The 21,191-nt window shown below is 71.0% G+C and carries 23 protein-coding genes; 10 read left to right on the forward strand and 13 right to left on the reverse strand.

Translation table 11 applies throughout. The annotated features are described in order from the left end of the window. Position 1: 1 nt before the first annotated feature. Complete coding sequence (locus tag ACIBO2_RS01965) at positions 2–1,150, forward strand: thiolase domain-containing protein (RefSeq protein ID WP_358547794.1); 1,149 nt, start codon at positions 2–4, stop codon at positions 1,148–1,150. Continuing rightward, the gene (locus tag ACIBO2_RS01970; protein ID WP_358547685.1) at positions 1,150–2,739 is read left to right on the forward strand and encodes an acyl-CoA synthetase; all 1,590 of its coding nucleotides are present in this window, start codon (positions 1,150–1,152) and stop codon (positions 2,737–2,739) included. The genes ACIBO2_RS01965 and ACIBO2_RS01970 overlap by 1 nt, the downstream gene beginning before the upstream one ends. On the opposite strand, the gene ACIBO2_RS01975 is transcribed toward ACIBO2_RS01970, so the two are convergent. The 3 genes from ACIBO2_RS01975 to ACIBO2_RS01985 form a co-directional block, all read right to left on the reverse strand. Beyond that, positions 2,697–4,526 (reverse strand): hypothetical protein, encoded by a 1,830-nt coding sequence (locus ACIBO2_RS01975; RefSeq protein ID WP_397294857.1) that lies wholly within the window; start codon positions 4,524–4,526, stop codon positions 2,697–2,699. The genes ACIBO2_RS01970 and ACIBO2_RS01975 overlap by 43 nt on opposite strands. 137 nt (positions 4,527–4,663) lie before the next feature. Beyond that, positions 4,664–5,296: a LysE family translocator gene (locus ACIBO2_RS01980; RefSeq protein WP_358547679.1), complete on the reverse strand. Its 633-nt coding sequence runs from the start codon at positions 5,294–5,296 to the stop codon at positions 4,664–4,666. A gap of 110 nt (positions 5,297–5,406) precedes the next feature. Beyond that, positions 5,407–6,267, reverse strand: a complete 861-nt coding sequence (locus tag ACIBO2_RS01985; RefSeq protein WP_397294859.1) for a LysR family transcriptional regulator — start codon at positions 6,265–6,267, stop codon at positions 5,407–5,409. Positions 6,268–6,359: 92 nt separating this feature from the next. Between ACIBO2_RS01985 and ACIBO2_RS01990 the strand changes: the two genes are divergently transcribed. From ACIBO2_RS01990 to ACIBO2_RS02010, 5 genes are all read left to right on the forward strand, one after another. Beyond that, positions 6,360–6,890 carry a cysteine dioxygenase gene (locus ACIBO2_RS01990; protein WP_397294861.1) on the forward strand — a complete coding sequence of 177 codons (531 nt, stop codon included), beginning with the start codon at positions 6,360–6,362 and terminating at the stop codon, positions 6,888–6,890. Between the two features lie 75 nt (positions 6,891–6,965). Next, positions 6,966–7,475 carry a pyridoxamine 5'-phosphate oxidase family protein gene (locus ACIBO2_RS01995; protein ID WP_358547670.1) on the forward strand — a complete coding sequence of 170 codons (510 nt, stop codon included), beginning with the start codon at positions 6,966–6,968 and terminating at the stop codon, positions 7,473–7,475. 103 nt (positions 7,476–7,578) lie between these two features. Further along, positions 7,579–8,121, forward strand: a complete 543-nt coding sequence (locus tag ACIBO2_RS02000; RefSeq protein WP_358547667.1) for a helix-turn-helix domain-containing protein — start codon at positions 7,579–7,581, stop codon at positions 8,119–8,121. Between the two features lie 149 nt (positions 8,122–8,270). Further along, positions 8,271–8,981 (forward strand): sulfotransferase family protein, encoded by a 711-nt coding sequence (locus ACIBO2_RS02005; protein WP_358547665.1) that lies wholly within the window; start codon positions 8,271–8,273, stop codon positions 8,979–8,981. A gap of 74 nt (positions 8,982–9,055) precedes the next feature. Further along, the gene (locus tag ACIBO2_RS02010; protein ID WP_358547662.1) at positions 9,056–9,649 is read left to right on the forward strand and encodes a TetR family transcriptional regulator; all 594 of its coding nucleotides are present in this window, start codon (positions 9,056–9,058) and stop codon (positions 9,647–9,649) included. 2 nt (positions 9,650–9,651) lie between these two features. Here the strand turns inward: ACIBO2_RS02010 and ACIBO2_RS02015 are convergent, their stop codons facing one another. After that, on the reverse strand, positions 9,652–10,245 hold the full coding sequence (locus ACIBO2_RS02015) for a hypothetical protein (protein ID WP_358547659.1): 594 nt from the start codon (positions 10,243–10,245) through the stop codon (positions 9,652–9,654). A gap of 90 nt (positions 10,246–10,335) precedes the next feature. After that, positions 10,336–11,160: an NAD(P)H-binding protein gene (locus ACIBO2_RS02020; protein WP_358547656.1), complete on the reverse strand. Its 825-nt coding sequence runs from the start codon at positions 11,158–11,160 to the stop codon at positions 10,336–10,338. An 85-nt stretch (positions 11,161–11,245) separates the two neighbouring features. Here ACIBO2_RS02020 and ACIBO2_RS02025 point away from each other — a divergent pair, with 85 nt between their 5' ends. Beyond that, positions 11,246–12,196 carry an Lrp/AsnC family transcriptional regulator gene (locus ACIBO2_RS02025; protein ID WP_358547653.1) on the forward strand — a complete coding sequence of 317 codons (951 nt, stop codon included), beginning with the start codon at positions 11,246–11,248 and terminating at the stop codon, positions 12,194–12,196. A gap of 37 nt (positions 12,197–12,233) precedes the next feature. Here the strand turns inward: ACIBO2_RS02025 and ACIBO2_RS02030 are convergent, their stop codons facing one another. Beyond that, positions 12,234–13,589: a dipeptidase gene (locus tag ACIBO2_RS02030; RefSeq protein WP_358547650.1), complete on the reverse strand. Its 1,356-nt coding sequence runs from the start codon at positions 13,587–13,589 to the stop codon at positions 12,234–12,236. 231 nt (positions 13,590–13,820) lie between these two features. Between ACIBO2_RS02030 and ACIBO2_RS02035 the strand changes: the two genes are divergently transcribed. Together ACIBO2_RS02035 and ald are read left to right on the forward strand one after the other, a co-directional pair. Then, entirely contained in the window at positions 13,821–15,203 is a 1,383-nt protein-coding gene (locus ACIBO2_RS02035; RefSeq protein ID WP_358547648.1) for an aspartate aminotransferase family protein, read from the forward strand. Positions 15,204–15,232: 29 nt separating this feature from the next. Continuing rightward, complete coding sequence (gene ald, locus ACIBO2_RS02040; RefSeq protein ID WP_358547646.1) at positions 15,233–16,348, forward strand: alanine dehydrogenase; 1,116 nt, start codon at positions 15,233–15,235, stop codon at positions 16,346–16,348. A gap of 67 nt (positions 16,349–16,415) precedes the next feature. Here the strand turns inward: ald and ACIBO2_RS02045 are convergent, their stop codons facing one another. From ACIBO2_RS02045 to ACIBO2_RS02075, 7 genes are all read right to left on the reverse strand, one after another. After that, positions 16,416–17,804 (reverse strand): tetratricopeptide repeat protein, encoded by a 1,389-nt coding sequence (locus tag ACIBO2_RS02045; protein ID WP_397294866.1) that lies wholly within the window; start codon positions 17,802–17,804, stop codon positions 16,416–16,418. Positions 17,805–17,856: 52 nt separating this feature from the next. Continuing rightward, entirely contained in the window at positions 17,857–18,858 is a 1,002-nt protein-coding gene (locus ACIBO2_RS02050) for a sulfite exporter TauE/SafE family protein (protein ID WP_397294868.1), read from the reverse strand. 2 nt (positions 18,859–18,860) lie between these two features. Beyond that, the gene (locus tag ACIBO2_RS02055) at positions 18,861–19,061 is read right to left on the reverse strand and encodes a hypothetical protein (protein WP_358547638.1); all 201 of its coding nucleotides are present in this window, start codon (positions 19,059–19,061) and stop codon (positions 18,861–18,863) included. A gap of 125 nt (positions 19,062–19,186) precedes the next feature. After that, on the reverse strand, positions 19,187–19,426 hold the full coding sequence (locus tag ACIBO2_RS02060; RefSeq protein WP_358547636.1) for a hypothetical protein: 240 nt from the start codon (positions 19,424–19,426) through the stop codon (positions 19,187–19,189). Positions 19,427–19,567: 141 nt separating this feature from the next. After that, the gene (locus ACIBO2_RS02065; protein ID WP_358547634.1) at positions 19,568–20,317 is read right to left on the reverse strand and encodes a class I SAM-dependent methyltransferase; all 750 of its coding nucleotides are present in this window, start codon (positions 20,315–20,317) and stop codon (positions 19,568–19,570) included. Positions 20,318–20,504: 187 nt separating this feature from the next. Further along, positions 20,505–20,972 carry a Clp protease N-terminal domain-containing protein gene (locus ACIBO2_RS02070; protein ID WP_358547631.1) on the reverse strand — a complete coding sequence of 156 codons (468 nt, stop codon included), beginning with the start codon at positions 20,970–20,972 and terminating at the stop codon, positions 20,505–20,507. A gap of 8 nt (positions 20,973–20,980) precedes the next feature. Continuing rightward, positions 20,981–21,178, reverse strand: a complete 198-nt coding sequence (locus tag ACIBO2_RS02075) for a helix-turn-helix domain-containing protein (protein ID WP_214633670.1) — start codon at positions 21,176–21,178, stop codon at positions 20,981–20,983. Between the last annotated feature and the right edge of the window lie 13 nt (positions 21,179–21,191).

The raw sequence follows: 21,191 nt of genomic DNA on the forward strand, positions 1-21,191 counted from the left end.
AATGGGCAACAGGTGTGCCGTGATCGGCGTCGGTCAGACGCACTACACGACCAAGCGCAGGGACGTGTCGATCGCCGGGCTGGTCCGCGAGGCGGCCGTCCGAGCCCTGGAGGACGCCGGGCTGACGTTCAAGGACATCGACGCGGTCGTCGTCGGCAAGGCGCCCGACCTGTTCGAGGGCGTGATGATGCCCGAGGCGTACCTGGCCGACGCGCTCGGCGCGGCCGGCAAGCCGATGATGCGCGTGCACACCGCGGGCAGCGTCGGCGGCTCCACGGCACTGGTCGGCGCGAGCCTCATCCAGGGCGGCGTGCACGACCGGGTGCTGGTCGTGGCGTTCGAGAAGCAGTCGGAGTCCAACGCCACCTGGGCCCTGTCCACCCACCTGCCCTTCAGCGCGTCGCTGGTGGTCGGGGCCGGCGGCTACTTCGCGCCGCACATCAGGGAGTACATCCGCCGGACCGGCGCGCCCGAGCACATCGGCCACCTGGTGGCGGTCAAGGACCGCCTGAACGCCCTCAAGAACCCCTACGCCCACCTGAAGATCCCCGGCATCGACCTGAAGATGGTCGAGTCGACGCCCATGCTGTGGGAGCCGATCCGCTACCTGGACACCTGCCCGTCCAGCGACGGCGCCTGCGCCATGGTCCTGTCGTCGGAGTCGGCGGTCACCGGCACGCCCGCGTGGCTGCACGGCACCGCCATGCGCTCGGAGCCGATCTTCCGCGCCGACCGCGACACGGTCAGCCCGCAGGCAGGCAAGGACTGCGCGGCCGACGTCTACCGGCAGGCGGGCGTCACCGACCCGCGCCGCCAGATCGACGTGGCCGAGGTGTACGTCCCGTTCTCCTGGTACGAGCCGATGTGGCTGGAGAACCTGGGCTTCGCGGCCGACGGCGAGGGCTGGAAGATCACCGAATCAGGCGCCACCGCGCTCGACGGCGACACCCCGTGGAACGCCTCCGGCGGGGTGCTGTCGAGCAACCCGATCGGGGCGTCGGGGCTGATCAGGTTCGCCGAGGCCGCGCTCCAGGTACGCGGGACGGCGGGGGAGCACCAGGTGGACGGCGCCCGGCTGGCGCTCGGCCACGCGTACGGCGGGGGAGCCCAGTTCTTCGCGATGTGGATCGTCGGACGGGAGAAGCCCTGATGGAGTTCAACCACGCCGACCTGTTCGAAGGGATCGTGGACGCGGTCGGCGACCGGATGGCCGTCGTCTGCGACGACGAGCGCCGCACCTTCGCCGAACTGGACGCCGAGGCGAACCGCATCGCCCACTACCTCCAGGATCTCGGTATCAAGCCCGGCCAGCACGTCGGGCTGCACCTGTACAACAGCATCGAGTACGTCGCCGGGATGCTCGCCGCGCTGAAGATCCGGGCGGTGCCGATCAACGTCAACTACCGCTACGTCGAGGCCGAGCTGCTCTACCTCTACCGCGACTCCGACATCCGGGCGCTGATCTACGACGTGGAGTTCGAGCCGCGGGTGGCGGCGGTCATGGGGGAGGCGCCCCTGCTGGAGCACCTGATCGCGGTCGGCGGCCAGTCGTCCGTCGCGACCGCCGTGCCGTACACCGAGGCGCTGGAACGCGGCGCGCCCACGCGCGGCTTCGAACCGCGATCCACGCAGGACGTCTACATCATCTACACCGGCGGCACGACCGGCATGCCCAAGGGCGCGATGTGGCACGTCGAGGACCTGTTCGTGGCCTTCGGCGGCGGCAACCCGTACGGCGCGCCGCTCCCTACCCCGCAGGCGGTGATCGACCAGGCGGCCGCCGCGGACCCGCCCATGGTGATGATGGCCGCCGCGCCGCTGATGCACGGGGCCGCGCAGATGGGCACGTTCGTCAGCTGGTGGATGGGCTCGACCGTGGTCTACGTACGCAAGTTCAGCGCCGACGCGGTGTTACGGGCGCTCGCCCGCGAAAAGGTGGCCACGCTGAGCATCACCGGCGACGCCATGGCCAGGCCGCTGGCGGAGGCGTTGGAGAGCGGCGACTACGACATGTCCTCGCTCATCGCGCTCAGCTCGACCGGGGCCATCCTCACCGGATCCGTCCGCGACCGGCTGCAGCGGGCCCTGCCCAACGTCATGATCCTCGACAGCTTCGGCTCCACGGAGTCCGGCTACACCGCCTCCGGGGTGGCGGGCTCCTCACCCGAGGCGGGGCTGCGCTACCAGCCGAACGCCACGTCCGGCCTGGCCGTGCTCGACGAGAAGCTGCGGCCCGTCGAGCCGGGCTCGGGCGAGCTGGGCACGGTGGCCAAGTCGGGGCCGATCTCGTTCGGCTACTACAACGACGCGGAGAAGACCGCCCGTACGGTCGTCACCGACGCCGAGGGCACCCGATGGCTGCTGACCGGCGACCTGGCCAGCGTCGACGCCGACGGCACCGTGAACGTCTTCGGCCGCGGCTCCCAGTGCATCAACACCGGCGGGGAGAAGGTCTTCCCCGAAGAGGTGGAAGCGGTGCTCAAGGGGCATGACGCCGTCTTCGACGCGGTGGTGACCGGGATACCGGACGAGCGGTGGGGCAACCGGGTGGCGGCCGTGGTCGAGGCGCGCGAGGGGGTGGCGGTGACGGCGGACGAACTGGACGCGCACTGCAGGCAACGGTTGTCGGGGTACAAGGTGCCTCGTACGTACGTGTTCGTAGACGAGATGGTCCGGTCACCGGCGGGCAAGGCCGACTATCGGTGGGCCCGGCGGCAGGCGGAGTCCGGCGGCTCGTAAGCCCCGGGTGCGGCGGCGCGCGCCTCCTCCGCCTCCTCGTGGTGGCCCAGCTCGCTCTGGCAGAAAGCGAGCCGGGCCCGGGCCACGGCGCGGAGCAGGTCGTCCTCGATCACCCGGGTGCCTCGGTGCAGCACGACGCTGGCCTCCAGCACCCGCCCCGTCTCGATCAGGGCGTCTCCGAGCATGAGCATCCCATTGGCCAGATGACCCATGAGGACCGGATCGCCGGACGCGAAGCGCTCCAGCGCCGCCACCGCCTCGCCCAGCGGCCGCACCGCGTCGGCGTGCCTGCCCTGGCGCATGAGCGCGGCGGCTTCGGCCTGGGACCAGGCGATGGCCTCCAGCGCGTCGTGCGGCCGGTGGAGTGCGGCCAGCGTCGCGCCCAGGATCGCGTATGTCATGGCCGCGCCGACCGGCTCGTCCAGCTCGTCACAGAGGTCGGCGGCCCGTTCGACCTGCGCCAGAGCCTCCACGGTCCGTTGCCGCCCGAGCAGCGACCTCGCGTAGACGCACAGGCAGCGCACCAGCGTGCCGCGTTCCACGTCCCCATCCGGGCCGCTCAGCAGCGGCCGGAGCGCGGCCTCGACCTGGTCGCCGAGTCGCGCGGACGGCTCGGCCGCCGCCTCCTCCAGCAGCCCGTCGAGCCGGGCCGTGAGCAATGACAGCAGCGCCGACCGTACGGCGGGCCGCTCGCTCGACCGCCGCAGGACGTCCAGCAGCCGCAGGAGGTGCCCGGCCGATCTGGCCGGATGGTCGTGTACGGCCAGCACGAGCGCGTCCAGGCCCTCGGTCTCGGCCAGGAACTGCTCAGCCACGACCTCCGGCCCCAGAGGCGCCAGTCTCCCCTGTGGACCAGACCGGCCCGGGAAGAGCCGGGCCAGCCAGTCGCCCAAGGCCAGACCGCGGTCGTACGTCTGGGATCCGGGCACCGCCGACAGCAGTTCCCGCAGCTCTTGGCGAGTGGGTGTGGTGAGCGTGACCAGGGCCACCGCCTGCCGGGCCGTCACGGCGTCCACCGGCTCGTGCCCGTCGGGCCATACCGTCATCCACTGCTGCTGCTCGTACATCAGGAACCGGCTCAGCAACTCCCCGCCCTCGACGTCGTCCCCGCGCAGCCGCATCAAGGCGGCCAGGTGCACGCGCAGCGGATCGTCGTAGCCCGGATCGTCGAGAGCGGGCAGGACCGCCCGGGGCGACGCGAACGCCCGCATGGCCGCCGCCGCGTGCCCCACCCGCTCGGCGCGCGTCAGCGGACGGCCGTCGAGTTGGACGGTGACGCTGTTCAGCCCCTTCGGCAGGACGTCGACGTCGGGCAAGCCGCGGGTGAGCAGCAGGATCCTGACCCGATGACGGCGCCGCCGACCAGCCAGGTGCCGGATGAGTTCGCCGATCGCCGCCGCCCACGGCTCCGGGTGGTCGACGGCGAGGAGAGTGGGGCGGAGTACGTCGAGGCGGGTGGCGCAGGGGTAAGGGGTAGTGAGGAAACCGGCGTCCCAGCCGACCTCGGCGAGCTCCGCGCACAGCTCGCCCGCCAGCCGGGTCTTACCCGTGCCGCCCCGGCCCGTCAGCACCGCGATCGACAGCGGCGCCGGGTCGTCGGCCCAGGCGCGCAGCGTCGCCAGCTCCTCGTGGCGACCCAGGAAGGGTACGACGGCGTGCTCCGGCACCAGCAGCGGCCAGTCCGGGCAGTGGGGCGGCAGCGGTTCGCGGGCGCGCCGCAGGAGGCTCGGCAGAGAGTGGACCTCGACGACGCGCTCGACCCCGAGGCGGTGCGGTGGCCTGTCCATGGGGCCCGCCTAGTCGCTACGTCCCGATGTGTCGTCCCCCGACGAGGGTGCCACCACTATCCCATCCGGGCTCGCCCCCAGGCAGGAAATTGCTCCGCTTACTATGTCTCCTCAGCCGTGACCAGGGCGGTCGGGTGCTACGCCTTCTCGCCCGTGAGCAGGGCGGCCAGGCCGAGGTAGACGAGGCCGCTGCCGATGTCGAGGCGGCGCCGCGCCCGCGTGGAGCGGCGCACCCGCCCGGCCAGCGCCGAGGAGAGCAGCGCGTACGTGCCGTCGGTGGTCATCCCGAGGCCCATCCAGAGCAGCCCGAGCACCAGGATCTGCGGCGCGACCGGCCCCGCCGCCGGATCTGTGAACTGCGGCAGGAAGGCCAGGAAGAAGATGGCGGTCTTGGGGTTGAGCACGTTGACCACGAAGCCCTCCCAGAACATCCGCCGCTTGGAATGCGTCTCCACCTCGACAGCTTCCTCGGCCGAGGCGGAGGTCCGGTTCATCAGCTTGCGCACCCCGAGCCAGACGAGGTAGGCGACGCCCGCGTACTTGATCACGGTGAACGCCGTGGCGGAGGCGGCCACCAGCGCGCTGATGCCCAGGGCGGCGGCGACCACGTGCACCACCGAGCCCGTGTGGACGCCGAGCACCGAGACCAGGCCCGCCGACCTGCCTTGCGCGACGCTTCTGGTGACGATGAACAGAACCGCGGGACCCGGCACCAGGAGAAGGGCCAGGGTGGCCGTGCAGAAGAGAGCGAGCGTCGCGAAATCCGGCATGCCGCCCATGGTAGGCGTGCACCCCTCGCCGCGGTCAACGGGATTCCGCAGCCGTGGGGCGACAGATGGCAGGTACCCTCGCCGCGGCCAACAGATTTCCGCGCGACGGGTCAGACGCTCTCCACCAGGGCCGACAGCAGCGCCTCGGTGGCCGGCGGGTGGGGCGGGTCGCCGTAGACCGCCGCGTACACGTGCCTGATGGAACCCGGAATCGGGGCCACCTCCACGTCCGGATGCCGGTGCGCGCTGAGCGCCAGTCCGGGCAGCACAGTGGGCCCCATGCCCGCCGCCACCAGCGCTTGTACGGCCACGATGTCGTCGCTGGTGAAGGAGATCCGCGGCTCGAACCCCGCCTTGGCGCAGATGTCGAGCAGATGGCTACGACACCGATCACACCCGGCGATCCAGGGATCCCCGGCGTGTGCCTCCAAATCCCCCGAGCCGCCAGAGAACACCAGGTAACTCGGGTCGTCGAGCAGGTGGATCATCTGGATCCCCGGGTCCTCCGGCGCCGTGTCGTCGTAGCGGAACATCACCGCCACATCCACCCGCCCGCTCCGCAGCAGCCGGAGCGCCTCCGGCGGCTCGGTCTCCGTGAGGTGCAGCCGCAGCCCGGGATGTGAACCCGCCAGCCGGGTCGCCGTCCGGGGGATGAAGGTGCCCAGCGCGGAGGGGAACGCGGCCAGCCGGGCCCGCCCCGAGCGCAGCCCCACGTGCGCGGCGAGCTCGTCGGCGGTGGCGTCGAGGCGGCCGATGATGTCGTCGGCCCGCGCGGTGAGCAGCTTGCCGGCCTCCGTGAGCCGGATGCCCCGCCCGACGCGCTGCACGAGCTTGGCGCCCGTCTCGGCTTCGAGACGGGCGAGGTGGTGGCTGACCGACGGCTGCGAGTAGTGCAGTTCCTTGGCGGCGGCGGTCAGCGAGCCAGTACGCGCGACGGCGACGAGGACGCGGAGCCGTACGACATCCAGCATTCATCAACCATATCTATTGATGAGCCACAAAACTTCTGTTGGACCTATCAATCTCGACGTAGCACCGTAAGAGGGGAGAGAGGGAGGTAAACATGGACACAGTGCTGATTCGGCCGGGGCTCGACGCCCTCGTGTCGGACATCGGCGACATCACCGCCCGCCGTCTCGCCCCGAGGGAGACCGCCTTCGCGGTGGCGGATCTGCTCCGCCCACGGCTGCCCAGCCTCGACCTGCTCACGCAGGAGGAACGAGCGGGCTCGCCCGAGACGTACGTGTCCCAGGCGCTGTACGCGTGTGACGACTTCTCGATCGTGACGGTCGTATGGCGGCCGGGCCAGTACACGGTGATCCACGACCACGTGTCGTGGTGCGCGTTCGGCGTGATCAGCGGGATCGAACACGAGACGCTCTACCGGGACATGGGGGACCACCTGCTGGAGATCGGGCAGGCCGCCAACCTGCCGGGCGAGGCCAGCGGGTTCGCGCCGCCCGGCGACATCCACAAGGTGATCAATGTGAGTGACGAGGTCGGGGTGTCGGTGCACGTGTACGGGGCCGATGTGAGCAGGCTCGGCAGCAGCGTACGCCGGGTCTACGACCTGCCGGTCAGAACGCCGGCCTAGTCACCGGCCCTCACCGATGAGTTTCCACCTGCGTAGCGGTCAGTACCCAGGTAGGCCCATCGAGGAGAAGCCATCATGGAACCGATCACCGAGCTGGACGCCAGATACAGCGCCGAAGGCGCCACCGCGACCGAATGGGCGCGGGCACGCGACACCCTGGAACGCGCCCAGACATTCTGGCTGGCCACCGTCCGCTCCGACGGCAGCCCGCACGTCACGACCCTGCTGGCCGTCTGGCAGGACGGCACGCTCTACTTCTGCACCGGCGCGGGCGAGCAGAAGGCCCGCAACCTGGAGTCCAACCAGCGCTGCACGCTCACGACCGGCACCAACTCCCTGGAGGAGGGCCTCGACGTGGTCGTGGAAGGCGTCGCGGAGCGGGTCACCGATACCGGCCACCTCAAGCGGCTCGCCGACGCCTACGGGGACAAGTACGGCAGCGACTGGCGCTTCGAGGTGGGCGACGACGCCTTCCTGAACTCGGGCGGCGACCGGGCGCTGGTGTTCGCGGTGGCCCCGGCAAAGGCGTTCGGCTTCCGCAAGGGCGACTTCAGCCAAACCCGCTGGCGCTTCCAGCGCGGCTAGCCTTCCGAAAGGGCGCTCCCAGCGCGGCTAGCCTTCCGCAAGGGCGCTCCCAGCGAGGCAAGGCGACCGCGCGGGCGTTTCCGGCGCGGCTAGGCTGAGCCGTATGCCGGCAGAGCGCCCCAGGCGGGCGGACGCGCGCCGCAACCACGACGCGGTCCTGGCCGCGGCCAGGAAGCTGTTCGCCGAGCGTGGCGTGGACGTGCCGCTCGACGACGTCGCCCGCTGCGCCGGGGTCGGCAACGCGACCATGTACCGGCACTTCCCGACCCGCCAGGACCTGATCATCGCCGTCTACGCCGATGAGGTGACGGAGCTGTGCGAGAGCGGCGACGCCCTCCTGGCGGCCGATTCGCCGGGTGACGCGCTGCACGAGTGGCTGGGCGCCTTCGTCGCGCACGTCGCCGGCAAGCGCGAGCTGGCGCTGGCCCTGCCGCGCGACGGCTCGGCGCTGTTCGGGGAGTGGCACGAGAAGATGCTGGCCACCGCGTCGGCCCTGCTCACCAGGGCCCAGGACGCGGGCGAGGTCCGGTCTGATCTGACCGTCCGCGAGTTGATGACCCTCGCCAACGCGATAGCGCTGACCGGCTCGGACCAGTCCGCGCGACTGCTCGACCTGCTCAGATACGGGACGGCCGGCAGGCGCTGACCCGCCCATAAGCCCGGACAAAAGCGCGCACAAAAGCGGCACCGACCCGGCCATAGTGGGAAAAAATGTACAAGCGTTGAGATCTGTGGGCTAGTCCTTTACTCTCAGCCAGAGGCGCGCGTCAGCCGCTGGAAACGGGAGGCACGGCAATGCTGAAAGTGATCGGCGCGGGGTTCCCGCGTACCGGAACCAGCTCGATGAAGGCCGCGCTGGAGCGGCTCGGGTTCGGCCCCTGCTACCACATGTTCGAGATCCTGACCAAGCCCGAGCACGCCGACCGGTGGGTGTCCGTCGTCTCCGGCGAGCCGGTGGACTGGGACAAGGTGTTCGACGGCTACCAGTCGGCCCAGGACTGGCCGGCCAGCGGGTTCTGGCGCGAGCAGGCGGCGGCCTACCCCGACGCCAAGGTCATCCTGACCGTCCGCGACCCCCACCGCTGGTACCTCAGCATGCAGAACCTCCTCAGCAACGGCCCCGGCCGGACCATGTCCATGGACCCGTCGACACTGCCACCGGCCGCGGCGAAGATCTTCGAGGGGATGCAGAAGATGCAGCCGGTGCTGAGCGCGATCGGGGAGGACACCTTCGGCCAGGGCTGGATCCCCGCGAACGGCCTGCCCGACGAGAAGGTCGCCATCGAGGCGTTCGAGCGCCACCGGGCCACCGTCGAGGCGAGCCTGCCCGCGAGCCGGCTCCTGGTGTTCGACGTGCGCCAGGGGTGGGAGCCGTTGTGCGAGTTCCTGGACGTCGAGGTTCCCGATGAGCCGTTCCCGCATCTCAACGACTCCGAGTCGCTGCAGCGCAGGATGGGCGAGCTGATGGCGGGGCAGTTCCCTTCGTCCATCGAGGAGGTCCGCTAGACCCGGCCCCCTGCCCGGCCTCTGGTGGTGCCTGAGCCGGTTACCATCGGAGGCCAGCAGGAGGTGGTGGGCCCATGTCGACCGATGAGATCGCCGGCCAGGCGTGGGAGAACGAGAGCAAGGGCCAGCGCACTCGCCGCCGGATCCTGGAGGCCGCCCGCCGCACCTTCGGCGAGGTCGGCTACGAACGCGCCACCATCCGCGCGATCGCGGCCGAGGCGGACGTCGACAAGTCCTCGGTCATCCAATACTTCGGCACCAAGCAGCAGCTGTTCCGCGAGTCCCTCGACTTCTGCCTCGACGTCGACTCCCTGACCACCGACGACCCGGGCCGCTCCGCTGAAAACTACCTGCGCGCCATGCTCGAGCGCTGGGCCGCCGTCCCCGACAGCCCGATGGCCGTACTCCTGCGCACCAGCATGACCAGCCAGGAAGCCGCCCAGATGCTCCGCGAACACGTGACCTCTGAGGCGATCGACCGGATCGCGGCCGGGGTCCACGGTCCCGACGCGCGCCTGCGGGCGGCGCTGGCGGGCGCGATGATGTTCGGCATCACCGTCCACCGCCACCTGGTGCGCATGCCCGACCTGGCCGAGGCCGATCTCGACGACGTCCTTCGCCTGGCCGTACCGCTCATCCGCACGCTGCTCGAGGACGCCGACGGCTGACCTCAGAGCCTGCTGCCGCCCCCCACGCTGACCCGGAGCTGATCGCCGGCCAGCAGATCGGGCCGGTGGTGGCGGACCCGATCGCCCATCGGACCGTGCTCCCACAATGGGTCGACCACGCCAAGGGGAATGCTCAGTTTCTGTAATCCCGTCACCGGATCGACCGGCATCCGTTCCAGATGGCACAACAACCAGCCGGGGGCGCTGGGAGAAATCTCATATTCCCCCCAGCCGACCACGCCGATGCATTTCCTTGTTCCGGTCCGGACATAAATCCGATCCGCCTCGGCGATGGTGCGCGGGCTCGGCACCCGGCTTTCCACGACGTCGACGCGCTCAATGTGCCGCCATGCCAGGCGCAGGCGTGATCCGTACGCGTCTTCCATCTCCACGCCTTGGGCGGAGAAACGTACGACCGTGTCAGCGGCCATCTGCCGATGCCTGGCCAGCCGTACGCCAATGGCGGGTATCGCCATTCCAGCGGCGGCCAGCCCCCATGCGACATGAGAGCCCGGGAGCATCAGGCATACCGGAGCCAACAGAATGAGCGGGCTGAATAACCGGGCAGCGGTCGCGAGTGAGAATTCGCGCACCATGCGAAACTCCTCCATAAATCAACACTGACGTCCGGTGACATAGGTGTCAATCCGGTGCGCCCGCCCACCGCTCACCCTGTCAGCCCCCCGTCAGCTGAAGTCGGCCGCGTGGTCCATGGCCCATTGGCGCAGAGATCGTGCCGGGATCCCGGTGACGTCGTGGACGGTGGCGGTCAGCACCGGGGGCGGCCCGGCGAGCATGGCGGCGTAGCCGTCGAGGAGCACGTCGACGAAGGAGTCGGGGAAGCTCTCGTCGGCCAGCAGCCGCTCTCGGGCCTGCTCGCGGGTGAGCTCCCGCCAGCGCAGCGGCCGGCCCAGCGCCTCGCCGATGACACGGACCTGCTCGGCCTGGGTGAGCACCTCCGGGCCGGTCAGCGTGTAAGTGGCGCCGTCGTGCCCCGGCTCGGTGAGGGCGCGGACCGCGACGGCCGCCATGTCGGCCTCATGGATCAGGGACATCGGCAGCGCGCCGTAAGCCCCCTCGACGACGTCACCGGCCCGGATCTGGTCGGCCCACCACAACGTGTTCACCGCGAAGGTGCTCGGCCTGATCATGGTGGACTCGATCCCGCGGCCGTGGACCAGCTTCTCCTGCTCCTCGAAGCTGAGATCGGGAACACCGCCCGTACCCAGGAAGACCACCCGGCGGGCCCGCCGGGTGACCAGGTCGAGCACGGCGGGCAGCTGTTCGCCGGTGTGCAGCGGCCAGAGCAGGAACACCGCGTCGATGCCGGCCAGGCAGGCCGCGATGGTGTCCGGCACGGACAGGTCGCCGCGCATCACCTCGACCTCGGCGGGAAAGCGGGCGGTGCGCGGATCGCGGGTGACCGCCCGTACGGCATGGCCGCTCTCGCGCAGCTGGGTGATGATCTGGCCGCCGACGTTTCCGGTGGCGGCGAGGACGAGGATGTTCATGCGACGAGCGTCGCGCACGACCGTCCACCCATCCCAGTCAGGCGGCTAGAATCGCCGGAAACCGTCACCGTGCAGGGATATCTGGATGGATACCGTCGACAGAGGTCTGGTTCACGCGCTGCAGATCGACGGCCGGGCCCCGTTCAGGACGATCGCCGACGTGCTCGGGGTCTCGGAGAACACCGTGGCCCGCCGCTACCGGCGGCTGCGCGGCCAGGGCGTGCTGCGGGTGGCGGGTCTGGTCAACGGCGCTCGGCTGGGGCACACCCAGTGGACCATCCGGCTGCGCTGCACCCCGGACGCGGCCGTGCCGGTCGCCAAGGCGCTGGCCGCCCGTGACGACACGTCCTTCGTGTACCTGATGTCCGGCGGCACCGAGATCTCCTGCACCGTACGCACGCGCGGCACCCGCGACCAGGACGCCCTGTTGCTGGACAAACTGCCCCGCACCAGCCGGGTCGTCTCGGTCTCCGCTCACCTGCTGCTGCGCAATTTCGTCCTGCCGGATGGCTGGCGGGGGCTGGCCTGGCTGTCACCCGAACAGGCCGACCGGCTGCGGCCGCCGCCAGTAGAGGCCGGAGACGGCCCGATCGATCTCGACGAGGGCGACAAGGCGCTGCTGCGGGCGCTCAATCTGGACGGCCGCGCGTCCTACGCCGAGCTGGCCGCCGCCACCGGCTGGTCGGAGACCACGGTGAAACGCCGCCTGAACGCGCTGCGCGGCCAGGGAATCCTGAGCTACCAGCTCGACGTACCGCCTTCGGCGCTCGGATTCGGCACCGAGGCCCGGCTGTGGATCGCCGCCCCGCCTGCCAAGGCGGTCGAGGTCGGCGCGGCGCTGGCGCGGCATCCCGAGATCGCCTTCGCCGCCCTCACCACCGGCCCCACCAATCTGGTCGCGGCCCTGAACTGCCGCGACCCCCTGGACCTGGGCCGTTACCTCACCGAACGGCTCGCCGCCCTGGAGGCGGTCACCACCATGGAGACCGCCCCCATCATCCGCACCGTCAAGCGTGGCGGATCGCTGAGGTTGTAGCGGGGGAGCAGCGGGGGATCACTGAGGTTGTAGCGGATCAGACGCCGAGCGCGGAGGGCAGGCTGAGCTCGCGAAGGAACAGCGCCTCGGCGGTGGCGGTGCGGCGCAGCTCCTCCAGGTCCACCCGCTCGTTGGGCGCGTGGATGGCCGCCTCCTCGTCCTCGGCCCCGAACAGCAGGATCTCCGCCGCGGGGAACTGCTTCAGCAGCGTGTTCACCAGCGGAATCGACCCGCCCGCCCCGACGTCGCGCGGCGGCCGACCGAAGGCGCGCTCCATCGCCCGGTTGAGCGCTGTGCGGGCCTTGCCGCCCGAGTCGGCCTGGAAGCCCGACCCCACGGTGTAGTCGCCGAACGAGACCTGCGCGCCCCACGGCGTGACCTGCCGCAGGAACTCGACCACCGCGTTCACGGTCGTCTTGGGGTCGCCGGACGGGGGGATGCGGACCGTGACGCGGGCGCGGGCCGCGGGCTGGACCGCGTTGATGGCGCCCGACACCGTGGGCGCGTCGATGCCGGTCACGGTGATGGCGTACGACGCCCACAGGCGGTCCGCCAAGGAGCCGGAGCCGACCAGCGACACGCCGTCCAGCACCCCGGCGGTCCTGCGGAACTCCTCCTCCGACGGTCCCTGGCCGAGGAAGGTCCCGCGGGGCAGTCCCGGCACCCGGATGTCGCCGTTGTCATCATGCAGCGAGGTCAGCATGCGCATGAGCGCCGAGAGCGCGTCGGGGGCGGCGCCGCCGAACTGGCCGCTGTGCACCGGCTCGCGCAGGGTGCGGACCTCGATGGTGAACGCGGCCATGCCGCGCAGCGAGGTGGTGACGGCGGGGTCGCCGACGCGCGGGTTGCCGCAGTCGGCCACCACGATGGCGTCGGCCCGCAGCAGGTCGGGGTTGCGCTCGACGAACGCCTCCAGACGCTCCCCGGCGTACTCCTCCTGGCCCTCGATGAGGACCTTCACCCCGACGGGGAACTGCCCCTGGAACGCGCGCAGGGCGGTGACGTGCGAGATGATGCCCGACTTGTCGTCCGCGGTGCCCCGGCCGTACAGCTGGCCGTCGATCAGGGTCGGCTCGAACGGTGGGGTGCGCCAGGCGGCCGGGTCACCGGCGGGCTGCACGTCATAGTGCGCGTAGAGCAGCACCGTGGGCGCGCCGGGCGGCGCGGCCACTTCGCCGTACACGGCGGGGAAGCTGCCCTCGACCGCGACTCGCTGCACGTGCGTCAGCCCCGTGCTGCGCAGGAGCTCCTCGGTCATGGCGGCGGCGGCGAGCACGGGCTCCTCGGGATGCCCGGGGAAGGCCACCGACGGGATGGCGGCGAGCCGCTTGAGGTCCTCTACGGACTGCGGCATCGCGGCCGCGACGGCGCTCTCGATCTGGTCAGGAGTCACGGACGGTCCCCCGGGTCGTTCTTCGATAGTTAACGTCTCATTGGATCACAAAGGCTTCACAACGCGTGAAACGGGCATGACCCGCGCGCTAATCTACCTGCGGATTTCGCAGCTGTTACATACCGTTCCTGCGGATCTCGGTTTTCTTGCACACTGCTGCGACGCTTTCGCTTGGCAAACCCGAGGTGAACATGCAGACTGTGGGGAGATCAGACACGAGGGAAGATAATCATGACGCAGCCGGAAAACGAGATTCTCAAGGCCGCGCAGGATCACCTGTGGTTGCATTTCACGAGGCACAGCGCCTACCAGCAGGCGGAGATCCCGACCATCGTTCGCGGTGAGGGCTCCTACATCTACGACATCCACGGCAAGCGCTACCTGGACGGCCTGGCGGGACTCTTCGTGGTCCAAGCCGGTCACGGCCGGAGCGAGCTGGCCGAGGCGGCCGCCAAGCAGGCACAGGAGCTCGCCTTCTTCCCGCTGTGGTCCTACGCGCACCCGAAGGCGGCCGAGCTGGCCCAGCGGCTCGCGAGCCTGGCCCCCGGCGATCTCAACAGGGTCTTCTTCACCACCGGCGGCGGCGAGGCGGTCGAGTCCGCCTGGAAGCTGGCCAAGCAGTACTACAAGCTCATCGGCAAGCCGCTCAAGCACAAGGTCATCAGCCGCCAGATCGCCTACCACGGCACCCCGCAGGGCGCCCTGTCGATCACCGGCATTCCGGCGTTCAAGCAGATGTTCGAGCCGCTCGTGCCCGGCTCGGTGCGGGTGCCGAACACGAACTACTACCGCGCCGACGAGATCAGCGGCATCAAGGGGATGAGCCCGGAGGAGTACGGCATCTGGGCCGCCGACCGCGTCGCCCGCGCGATCGAGATGGAGGGCCCCGACACGGTGGCCGCCGTCTTCGCCGAGCCGGTGCAGAACGCCGGCGGCTGCTTCCCGCCGCCGGTCGGCTACTGGCAGCGGCTGCGCGAGATCTGCGACGAGTACGACGTGCTGCTCGTCTCCGACGAGGTCATCTGCGCCTTCGGCCGGCTCGGCACGATGTTCGGCGGCCAGAAGTTCGACTACGTGCCCGACATCATCACCTGCGCCAAGGGCCTGACCAGCGGCTACTCGCCCATCGGGGCCATGATCGCGCACGACCGGCTGTTCGAGCCGTTCAAGAGCGGCGACCAGATGTTCGCCCACGGCTACACCTTCGGCGGGCACCCGGTCTCGGCGGCCGTGGCGCTGGCCAACCTCGACATCTTCGAGCGCGAGGACCTGCTCGGCCACGTCACCAAGAACGAGCCGCTCTTCCAGGCCACCCTCGACGGTCTCAAGGACCTGCCGATCGTCGGCGACGTCCGGGGCTCCGGCTACTTCTGGGGCATCGAGCTGGTCAAGGACAAGACCACCAAGCAGACGTTCACCGACGAGGAGTCGGAGCGGCTGCTGCGTGGGTTCCTGTCGAAGGCGCTGTTCGAGGCCGGGCTCTACTGCCGCGCCGACGACCGTGGCGACCCCGTCATCCAGCTCGCGCCGCCGCTGATCGCGGGGCCGAAGGAGTTCGACGAGATCGGGTCGATCCTCCGCAACGTGCTCACGGAAGCGTGGGCTCGCCTCTAACGACTGTTCAAGGAACGAAAGGACCAGCCATGAAGATCGGCGTGCCTGCCGAGGTCAAGAACCACGAATACCGAGTCGCCGCAACCCCGGCAGGCGTGCACGAGCTGGTCCGTCACGGCCACGACGTCACCGTTCAGCGCGGCGCGGGCCTGGGCTCGCACATCCCGGACGAGGAATACCTGGCGGCGGGCGCCAAGATCGTCGAAAGCGCCGACGCCGTGTGGGGCGAGGCGGAGATGGTGCTCAAGGTCAAGGAGCCCATCGCGCAGGAGTACCACCGGCTGCGCGAGGGCCTGGTGCTGTTCACCTACCTGCACCTGGCCGCCTCCCGGCCGTGCACCGACGCGCTGCTCGGCGCGAAGACGACGGGCATCGCGTACGAGACCGTGCAGGTCGGCAACAGCCTGCCGCTGCTCGCCCCGATGTCGGAGGTCGCGGGCCGCCTGGCTCCGCAGGTGGGGGCGTACAACCTGATGCGCTTCAACGGCGGACGCGGCGTCCTGCCGGGTGGGGTGCCCGGTGTGGCCCCGGCCAAGGTGGTCGTGATCGGCGGCGGCGTCTCCGGGCTGAACGCCGCCCAGATCGCCGTCGGTATGGGCGCCGAGGTCACCGTGCTCGACACGAACGTCGACCGCCTGCGCTTCATCGACGCCATCTACCAGGGCCGGCTCAAGACGCTGGTCTCCACCTCGTACGCGATCGAGCGGGAGGTGCTCAACGCCGACCTGGTCATCGGCGCGGTCCTGATCCCGGGCGCCAAGGCCCCGACGCTGGTCTCGAACGACTTGGTCTCGCGCATGAAGCCGGGCTCGGTGCTCGTCGACATCGCCATCGACCAGGGCGGCTGCTTCGAGGACTCCCGCCCGACCACGCACGCCGAGCCGACCTACACTGTGCACGGCTCGATCTTCTACTGCGTGGCGAACATGCCGGGCTCGGTGGCCAACACCTCCACCTACGCCCTGACCAACGCGACGCTCCCGTACGCCGTCAAGCTCGCCGACCTGGGCTGGCGCGACGCGCTCAGGGCGGACGCGGGCCTGGCGGGCGGGCTCAACACCTATGACGGGCTGCTCACCAACGGCCCGGTCGCGCAGGCGCTCGAACTCCCGGTCACGCCGGTGACCGAGGTCCTCGCCGCCTGATCTCACCCTTGGGGCACAGCGCCATCGAGTGCCCAGCCGCTTGGTTTCAGGACGCCGAGCGGCTGGGCTATCGGACGCCGAGTCGCTGTCGCAGGTCGCGGGCCGTGGCGAGGACGTGGTCGATCTCGCCTGGGCTGGGCCAGGGCGCGCTGCCCGGACGCAGCAGCGTGCCGCGCACCGACGCCAGGTGCTCGATCGCGCTGGAGTGCAGGCCGCTGCGCCGGGCCAGCCAGCCCAGCACGTCCGCGTGGTCGTGCAGCGGTCTGGTCGCCAGGTCCCAGGTGCCAAGGATCTCGGCCAGCTCGCGTACGGCCAGCGAGACGCCGCCCCTGCGGCCGGTGGCGGACGCCGCCAGCTCGGCCCGCGCGGCCAGCTCGGGCTCGGCCGGCCGGTCCCACGACGGAGGCGGCGGGTCGGCCAGCCACCGCGCGGCCTCCTCCGTCTCCCCGGCCGCCGACAGCAGCCCGGCCAGCTCGATGGCCGCCTGGTGATGTCCGGCCAGCGCGGCCTGCCGGAACCAGTGCCGGCCGCCCGCCAGGTCGTTGAACTCGGCGATGAGCAGCAGCCCGAAGTGGAAGGCGGACTCGGCGTCGCCGCTGGCCGCCGCCCGGCCGAACCAGTGGCCGGCCCCGGCGGTGTCGCCCAGCTCGACGCAGACGAACCCGGCCATCCGCTGGTCCGCCAGCCGGCCCGCGCTCGCGGCCCGCTCGAACCAGGCGCGGGCCGTACGCAGATCTCCATGGGCCAGCGCGCTGCCGCCGAGCTGCGAGGCGGCGCCCGGGTGGTCGCTCTTGGCGGCCAGCCGGAAGTAGGCGCCGGCGCCCTCGGGGTCACGGCTGGCCTGGAGGAGCAGGCCGAGGCAGTAGGCCGACTCGGCGTGGCCGCTGCGCGCGGCGCACTCCCACCAGTGCAGGGTTTCCTCGTCCTCGCCCGCCGCGTACGCCAGGAAGCCCAGGTCGTGCGCGGAGGCCGCGTCGCCGTCGGCGGCCGCTCGGCGGTGCCACTCGCGCGCGGCCGCGACCTCGCCCGCGTCCTCGCAGATCAGCGCCAGTCGCCGGGCGGCCGTCCGGGAGCCCTCGCGGGCCGCGATCTCGAACCAGCGCCGGGCGGCCGCGACGTCTCCGCGCTGCTCCAGCAGGAGCGTGGCCAGGTTGACCGCGGCCTCGACGTCGCCGGTGGCGGCGGCCAGTTTGTACCAGGAGACGGACTCCTCCAGGCTGCCGTGCTTCTCGTGCCAGACACCCAGGTTGTAGGCACTGTCGATGTTGCCGCCCGCCGCCGCCCGTTCCCACCACTCCTTGGCCGCCGAGCGGTCGCCCCGCTGGGCGCAGAGCCGGCCGAGCCGGTGCGCCGCCTGCGGGTCGCCGGCCCGAGCGGCCATCAGCAGCTCAGGCTCGTCTCCCACCCGTGGCGCCGGAATCGCCGGTGCCGCCACCTCCTCTTGCCACCACGCCATGGCCACAGGGTGCCAGGTAATCGCGCGATTGCGAACAGTAATCGCCGAGGGACTAGGAGAAGTTGATGTAGCCGGTGTACATGCCCATCCCGCATACGTAACGAAGCGACCCTGGGCGCTGCGGCGGCAGATGGACCGTCGCGGGAAGGGCGACGTCCTGCCCGGCGATCGTGACCGTGCTCGTGCAACCCTGGTCGGCCAGCTTGAAGACGATCTCGACGGGGACTCCGGCACGGGCGGTCACGATCTGCGGCCGGTAGCCGTCGCGGGTCGCCCAGACGGTGACCGTATGGGCACCCTGCCCGGAGCCGGCTCCGCCTGACGCCGAACCTGCCGGACCCGCCGAACCAGCCAAGCCCGCCAAACCCGCCGGACCCGCCAGACCCACTGAACCCGCCAGGCCCGCCGAACCTGCCGGAGCCGCGAGCCAGCCGCCCAGACTGACGCCCGAGCCGACCGTCCACAGGCCGGCCGCGAGCGCCGCCACCCCGGCCAACCGGGCGAGCCTGGTCCGCGAGACGCGCCGCAGGACCCAGCCCAGCAGCGCGAACGCGGGCGCGGTGCCGAGCACGAATCCGGTCATCACCGCCGCGCCGCCCAGCGGCGAGCCACTGGAGACCGCGACCATCTCCATGCCGAGTGTCACCCCGCAGGGGATGAGGATGGTGGCCGCGCCCAGCAGCGGCGCGCTCCGGGGGCCGGCGCGGGCCCGCCTGGGGGCCTCGCAGCCGGGTTGCCGCCGGCGGAGCAGCCTGATCGCGTACGTGATGACCGCGACGCCCGCCGCCACGAGCAGCAGCGCCCGCGCCTGCGGAGGCAGGCTGACGGCCGAACCCGCCAGGCCGAGCAGCGCCCCGGCGGCCGCGTACGAGACCAGCCGACCCACCAGGAACCACCCCACGAGCACCGGATCGCGCGACGGCCCCCGCTCGTCGCCATCGCAGCCGCCCGAGGTGAGGCCCACGAGCAGCCCGCCCTGCACCGCGGTGCAGGACGCGGTCCCCGCCACCAGCCCGGCGGCGAGCCCGCTGGCGAGCAGGGTGATGGCCTGCACGGTCAGCCGCGGAGCGCCAGGTCGTCCAGCGCTCCGCTCTTGGCCGCCTCGACGATCGAGCCGAACTGGTCGAGGCTCATCTCCACCCGCTGCCCGAAGTCGTCGGTGATCAGCACCTGACGCTCTTCCGGCGCCGAACGGTCGACGAACAGCTCAGGGCAGCCACAGTTGCATTGGCCGCAGAATCGGGCAATCGACCGCATAAGGGCCTCCACTTCTCGACAGTCCCTAGAGGCAACTTAACGTGGCGAACCGGATGCGGCCAGTAACAGTTGTTTTACCCGTGTGGTGGTTTGGCTTTCGCGGTGGCTCTTAAGCGCCGGGTGGGTCAGCTCTTGAGCACTGATATCCGCTGGAAGTACTCGTCGTCGCTCATCTCGCCGCGCGCGTACCGCTCGGCGAGGATCCGCTCCGCCGACGTGGTCGCTCCGGCCTCGGTACGGTGCCAGCGGCCTTTCTGCCAGGTCCGAGCCGCCAGGGCGACGACGGCCACCCAGAACAGGCCCCAGAGAACCGGGATGATCGGCCAGAATCCAGCGCCCCAGCCCCAATGCGTCATTGTGTTCATGCATCCAGGGTCGCCACCGGGCGGGCCCGGCGCATCGGACCGTGGGCTCGTCGTGCGCTCCACCCAGGGGAGTGTCCGGCGTCTTTTGTCGTACGCCCGCGGAGGTAGTCGGATGTCCAGCCGCAGCGGCCGGGCGACGTCTCAGGCTCTGGCCTCGATCAGGAAACGGGTGGAGTGGGCGATGAACGGCCCGTCTTCCTGGATGCGTTCGTGCAGCTCGCGCAGCTCTTTCCGGTAGCGGTCGACCGAGAAGTCCGGCACGGTCCAGATCACCTTGCGCAGGAAGTAGATCACCGCTCCGATGTCCAGGAACTCCATCCGCAACGACTCGGCCCGCAGATCGACCACGGTGAGCCCGGCCTGCACGGCCGCCGCCCTGGCCTTCTCGGGGTCGCGGCTGGAGCCGTCCTGCGGGCCCATGAAGAATTCGGTCAGCTCGGCGACACTGCGTGCGCCCACCTGCTGGGAGAAGTAGGTGCCACCCGGCCTGAGTACGCGGGCGATCTCGGCCCACCAGGTGCGCACCGGGTGACGGCTGACGACCAGGTCGAAGGCCGCCGTGCGGAACGGCAGGCGGGGCAGCGCGTCGTCGGCCACCACCGCGGCGCCGCGGGCGCGCAGCCGCTTGGCGGCCAGGGCGAGGTTGGGCGGCCACGACTCGGTGGCGACGGTGACCGGCGGGAGCTTCGGGACCCCGGCCAGGATCTCGCCGCCGCCGGTCTCGATGTCGAGCGCGGCCTCGGCGGTGGCCATCCGGCCGGCCAGCCGGCGGGAGTATCCCCAGGAGGGGCGGGCCTCCGTCGCCCGGCCGTCGAGCCAGGAGAAGTCCCAGCCGTCCACGGAGACCGACTCGGCCTCTGCGACTAGGTCGTCGAACGTGCGGTGGTCCATCGTTCGAGCGTGCCAGGGTGATGAGACGCGATCAACCCGATTTCAGGCGGTCAGCTGGTCAGCCGGTTACCGGTCAACCGGTCGGCCCGTCGGCCCGTCGGCCGGTCGGCCGGTCGGCCCGTCGGCCCGTCGGCCGGTCTGCCGGCTGACCGGCCGGTTGTCGGTGGGCCGGTCGCCGGTCGGTTAACTAGGCGGCCAGCCGGGCGCGGACCTCGGCGCGGTCGATGCCGAGCTGGTCGATCAGCGCGGCCACCGGATCGGGCCGTCCCTGCGCGAGCAGGGCCAGCAGCAGCTGGGCCGGTCCGGCGGTGCTCCTGACCTTGTGGGTGGTCGTCTTGATCGTCTGGTTGATCGCCGCCCGCGCGCTGGACGTCAGCGCGGTGCCCGGTACGGCCGGATGCTTGCGCGGCCGGGCCGGCGGCACCTCGCCGACGTCGATCCCGAGCGCCCGCAGCGACGCCCGGTCGAGCTCTTCGAGTGCCGCCCGCGCCCGCGCCAGATCCACGCCGAGCGCTCGGGCGGGGGCCAGATCCGGCTGGCGCAGCAGCCCGAGCAGCAGGTGCTCGGTCCCCAGCCGCCGGTCGCCACGCTGCCTGGCCTCCTCCAGCGCCGCGGTCACGACCACCGCGAACGGGTTCTTCTCCCTACCGAACATGCCAACCCTCACTTTCCATACTTCGCGTGTACCGACTGCCGCGACATGCCGAGCGCATCGCCGATCTGCTCCCACGTCCACCCCTGCTCCCTGGCCAGAGCCACGGAGACGGCCTCGACCTGCTCGGCCAGCCGATGCAGGGCGCCGACCGCGCGCAGTCCCATGGCGGGGTCGTTCGACTTGATGCGCTCAGAGAGTTCTCCCATGTCCACATCGTCA

Origin of the sequence: Nonomuraea sp. NPDC050022 (assembly GCF_044460705.1) — a bacterium.
Taxonomy (GTDB): domain Bacteria; phylum Actinomycetota; class Actinomycetes; order Streptosporangiales; family Streptosporangiaceae; genus Nonomuraea.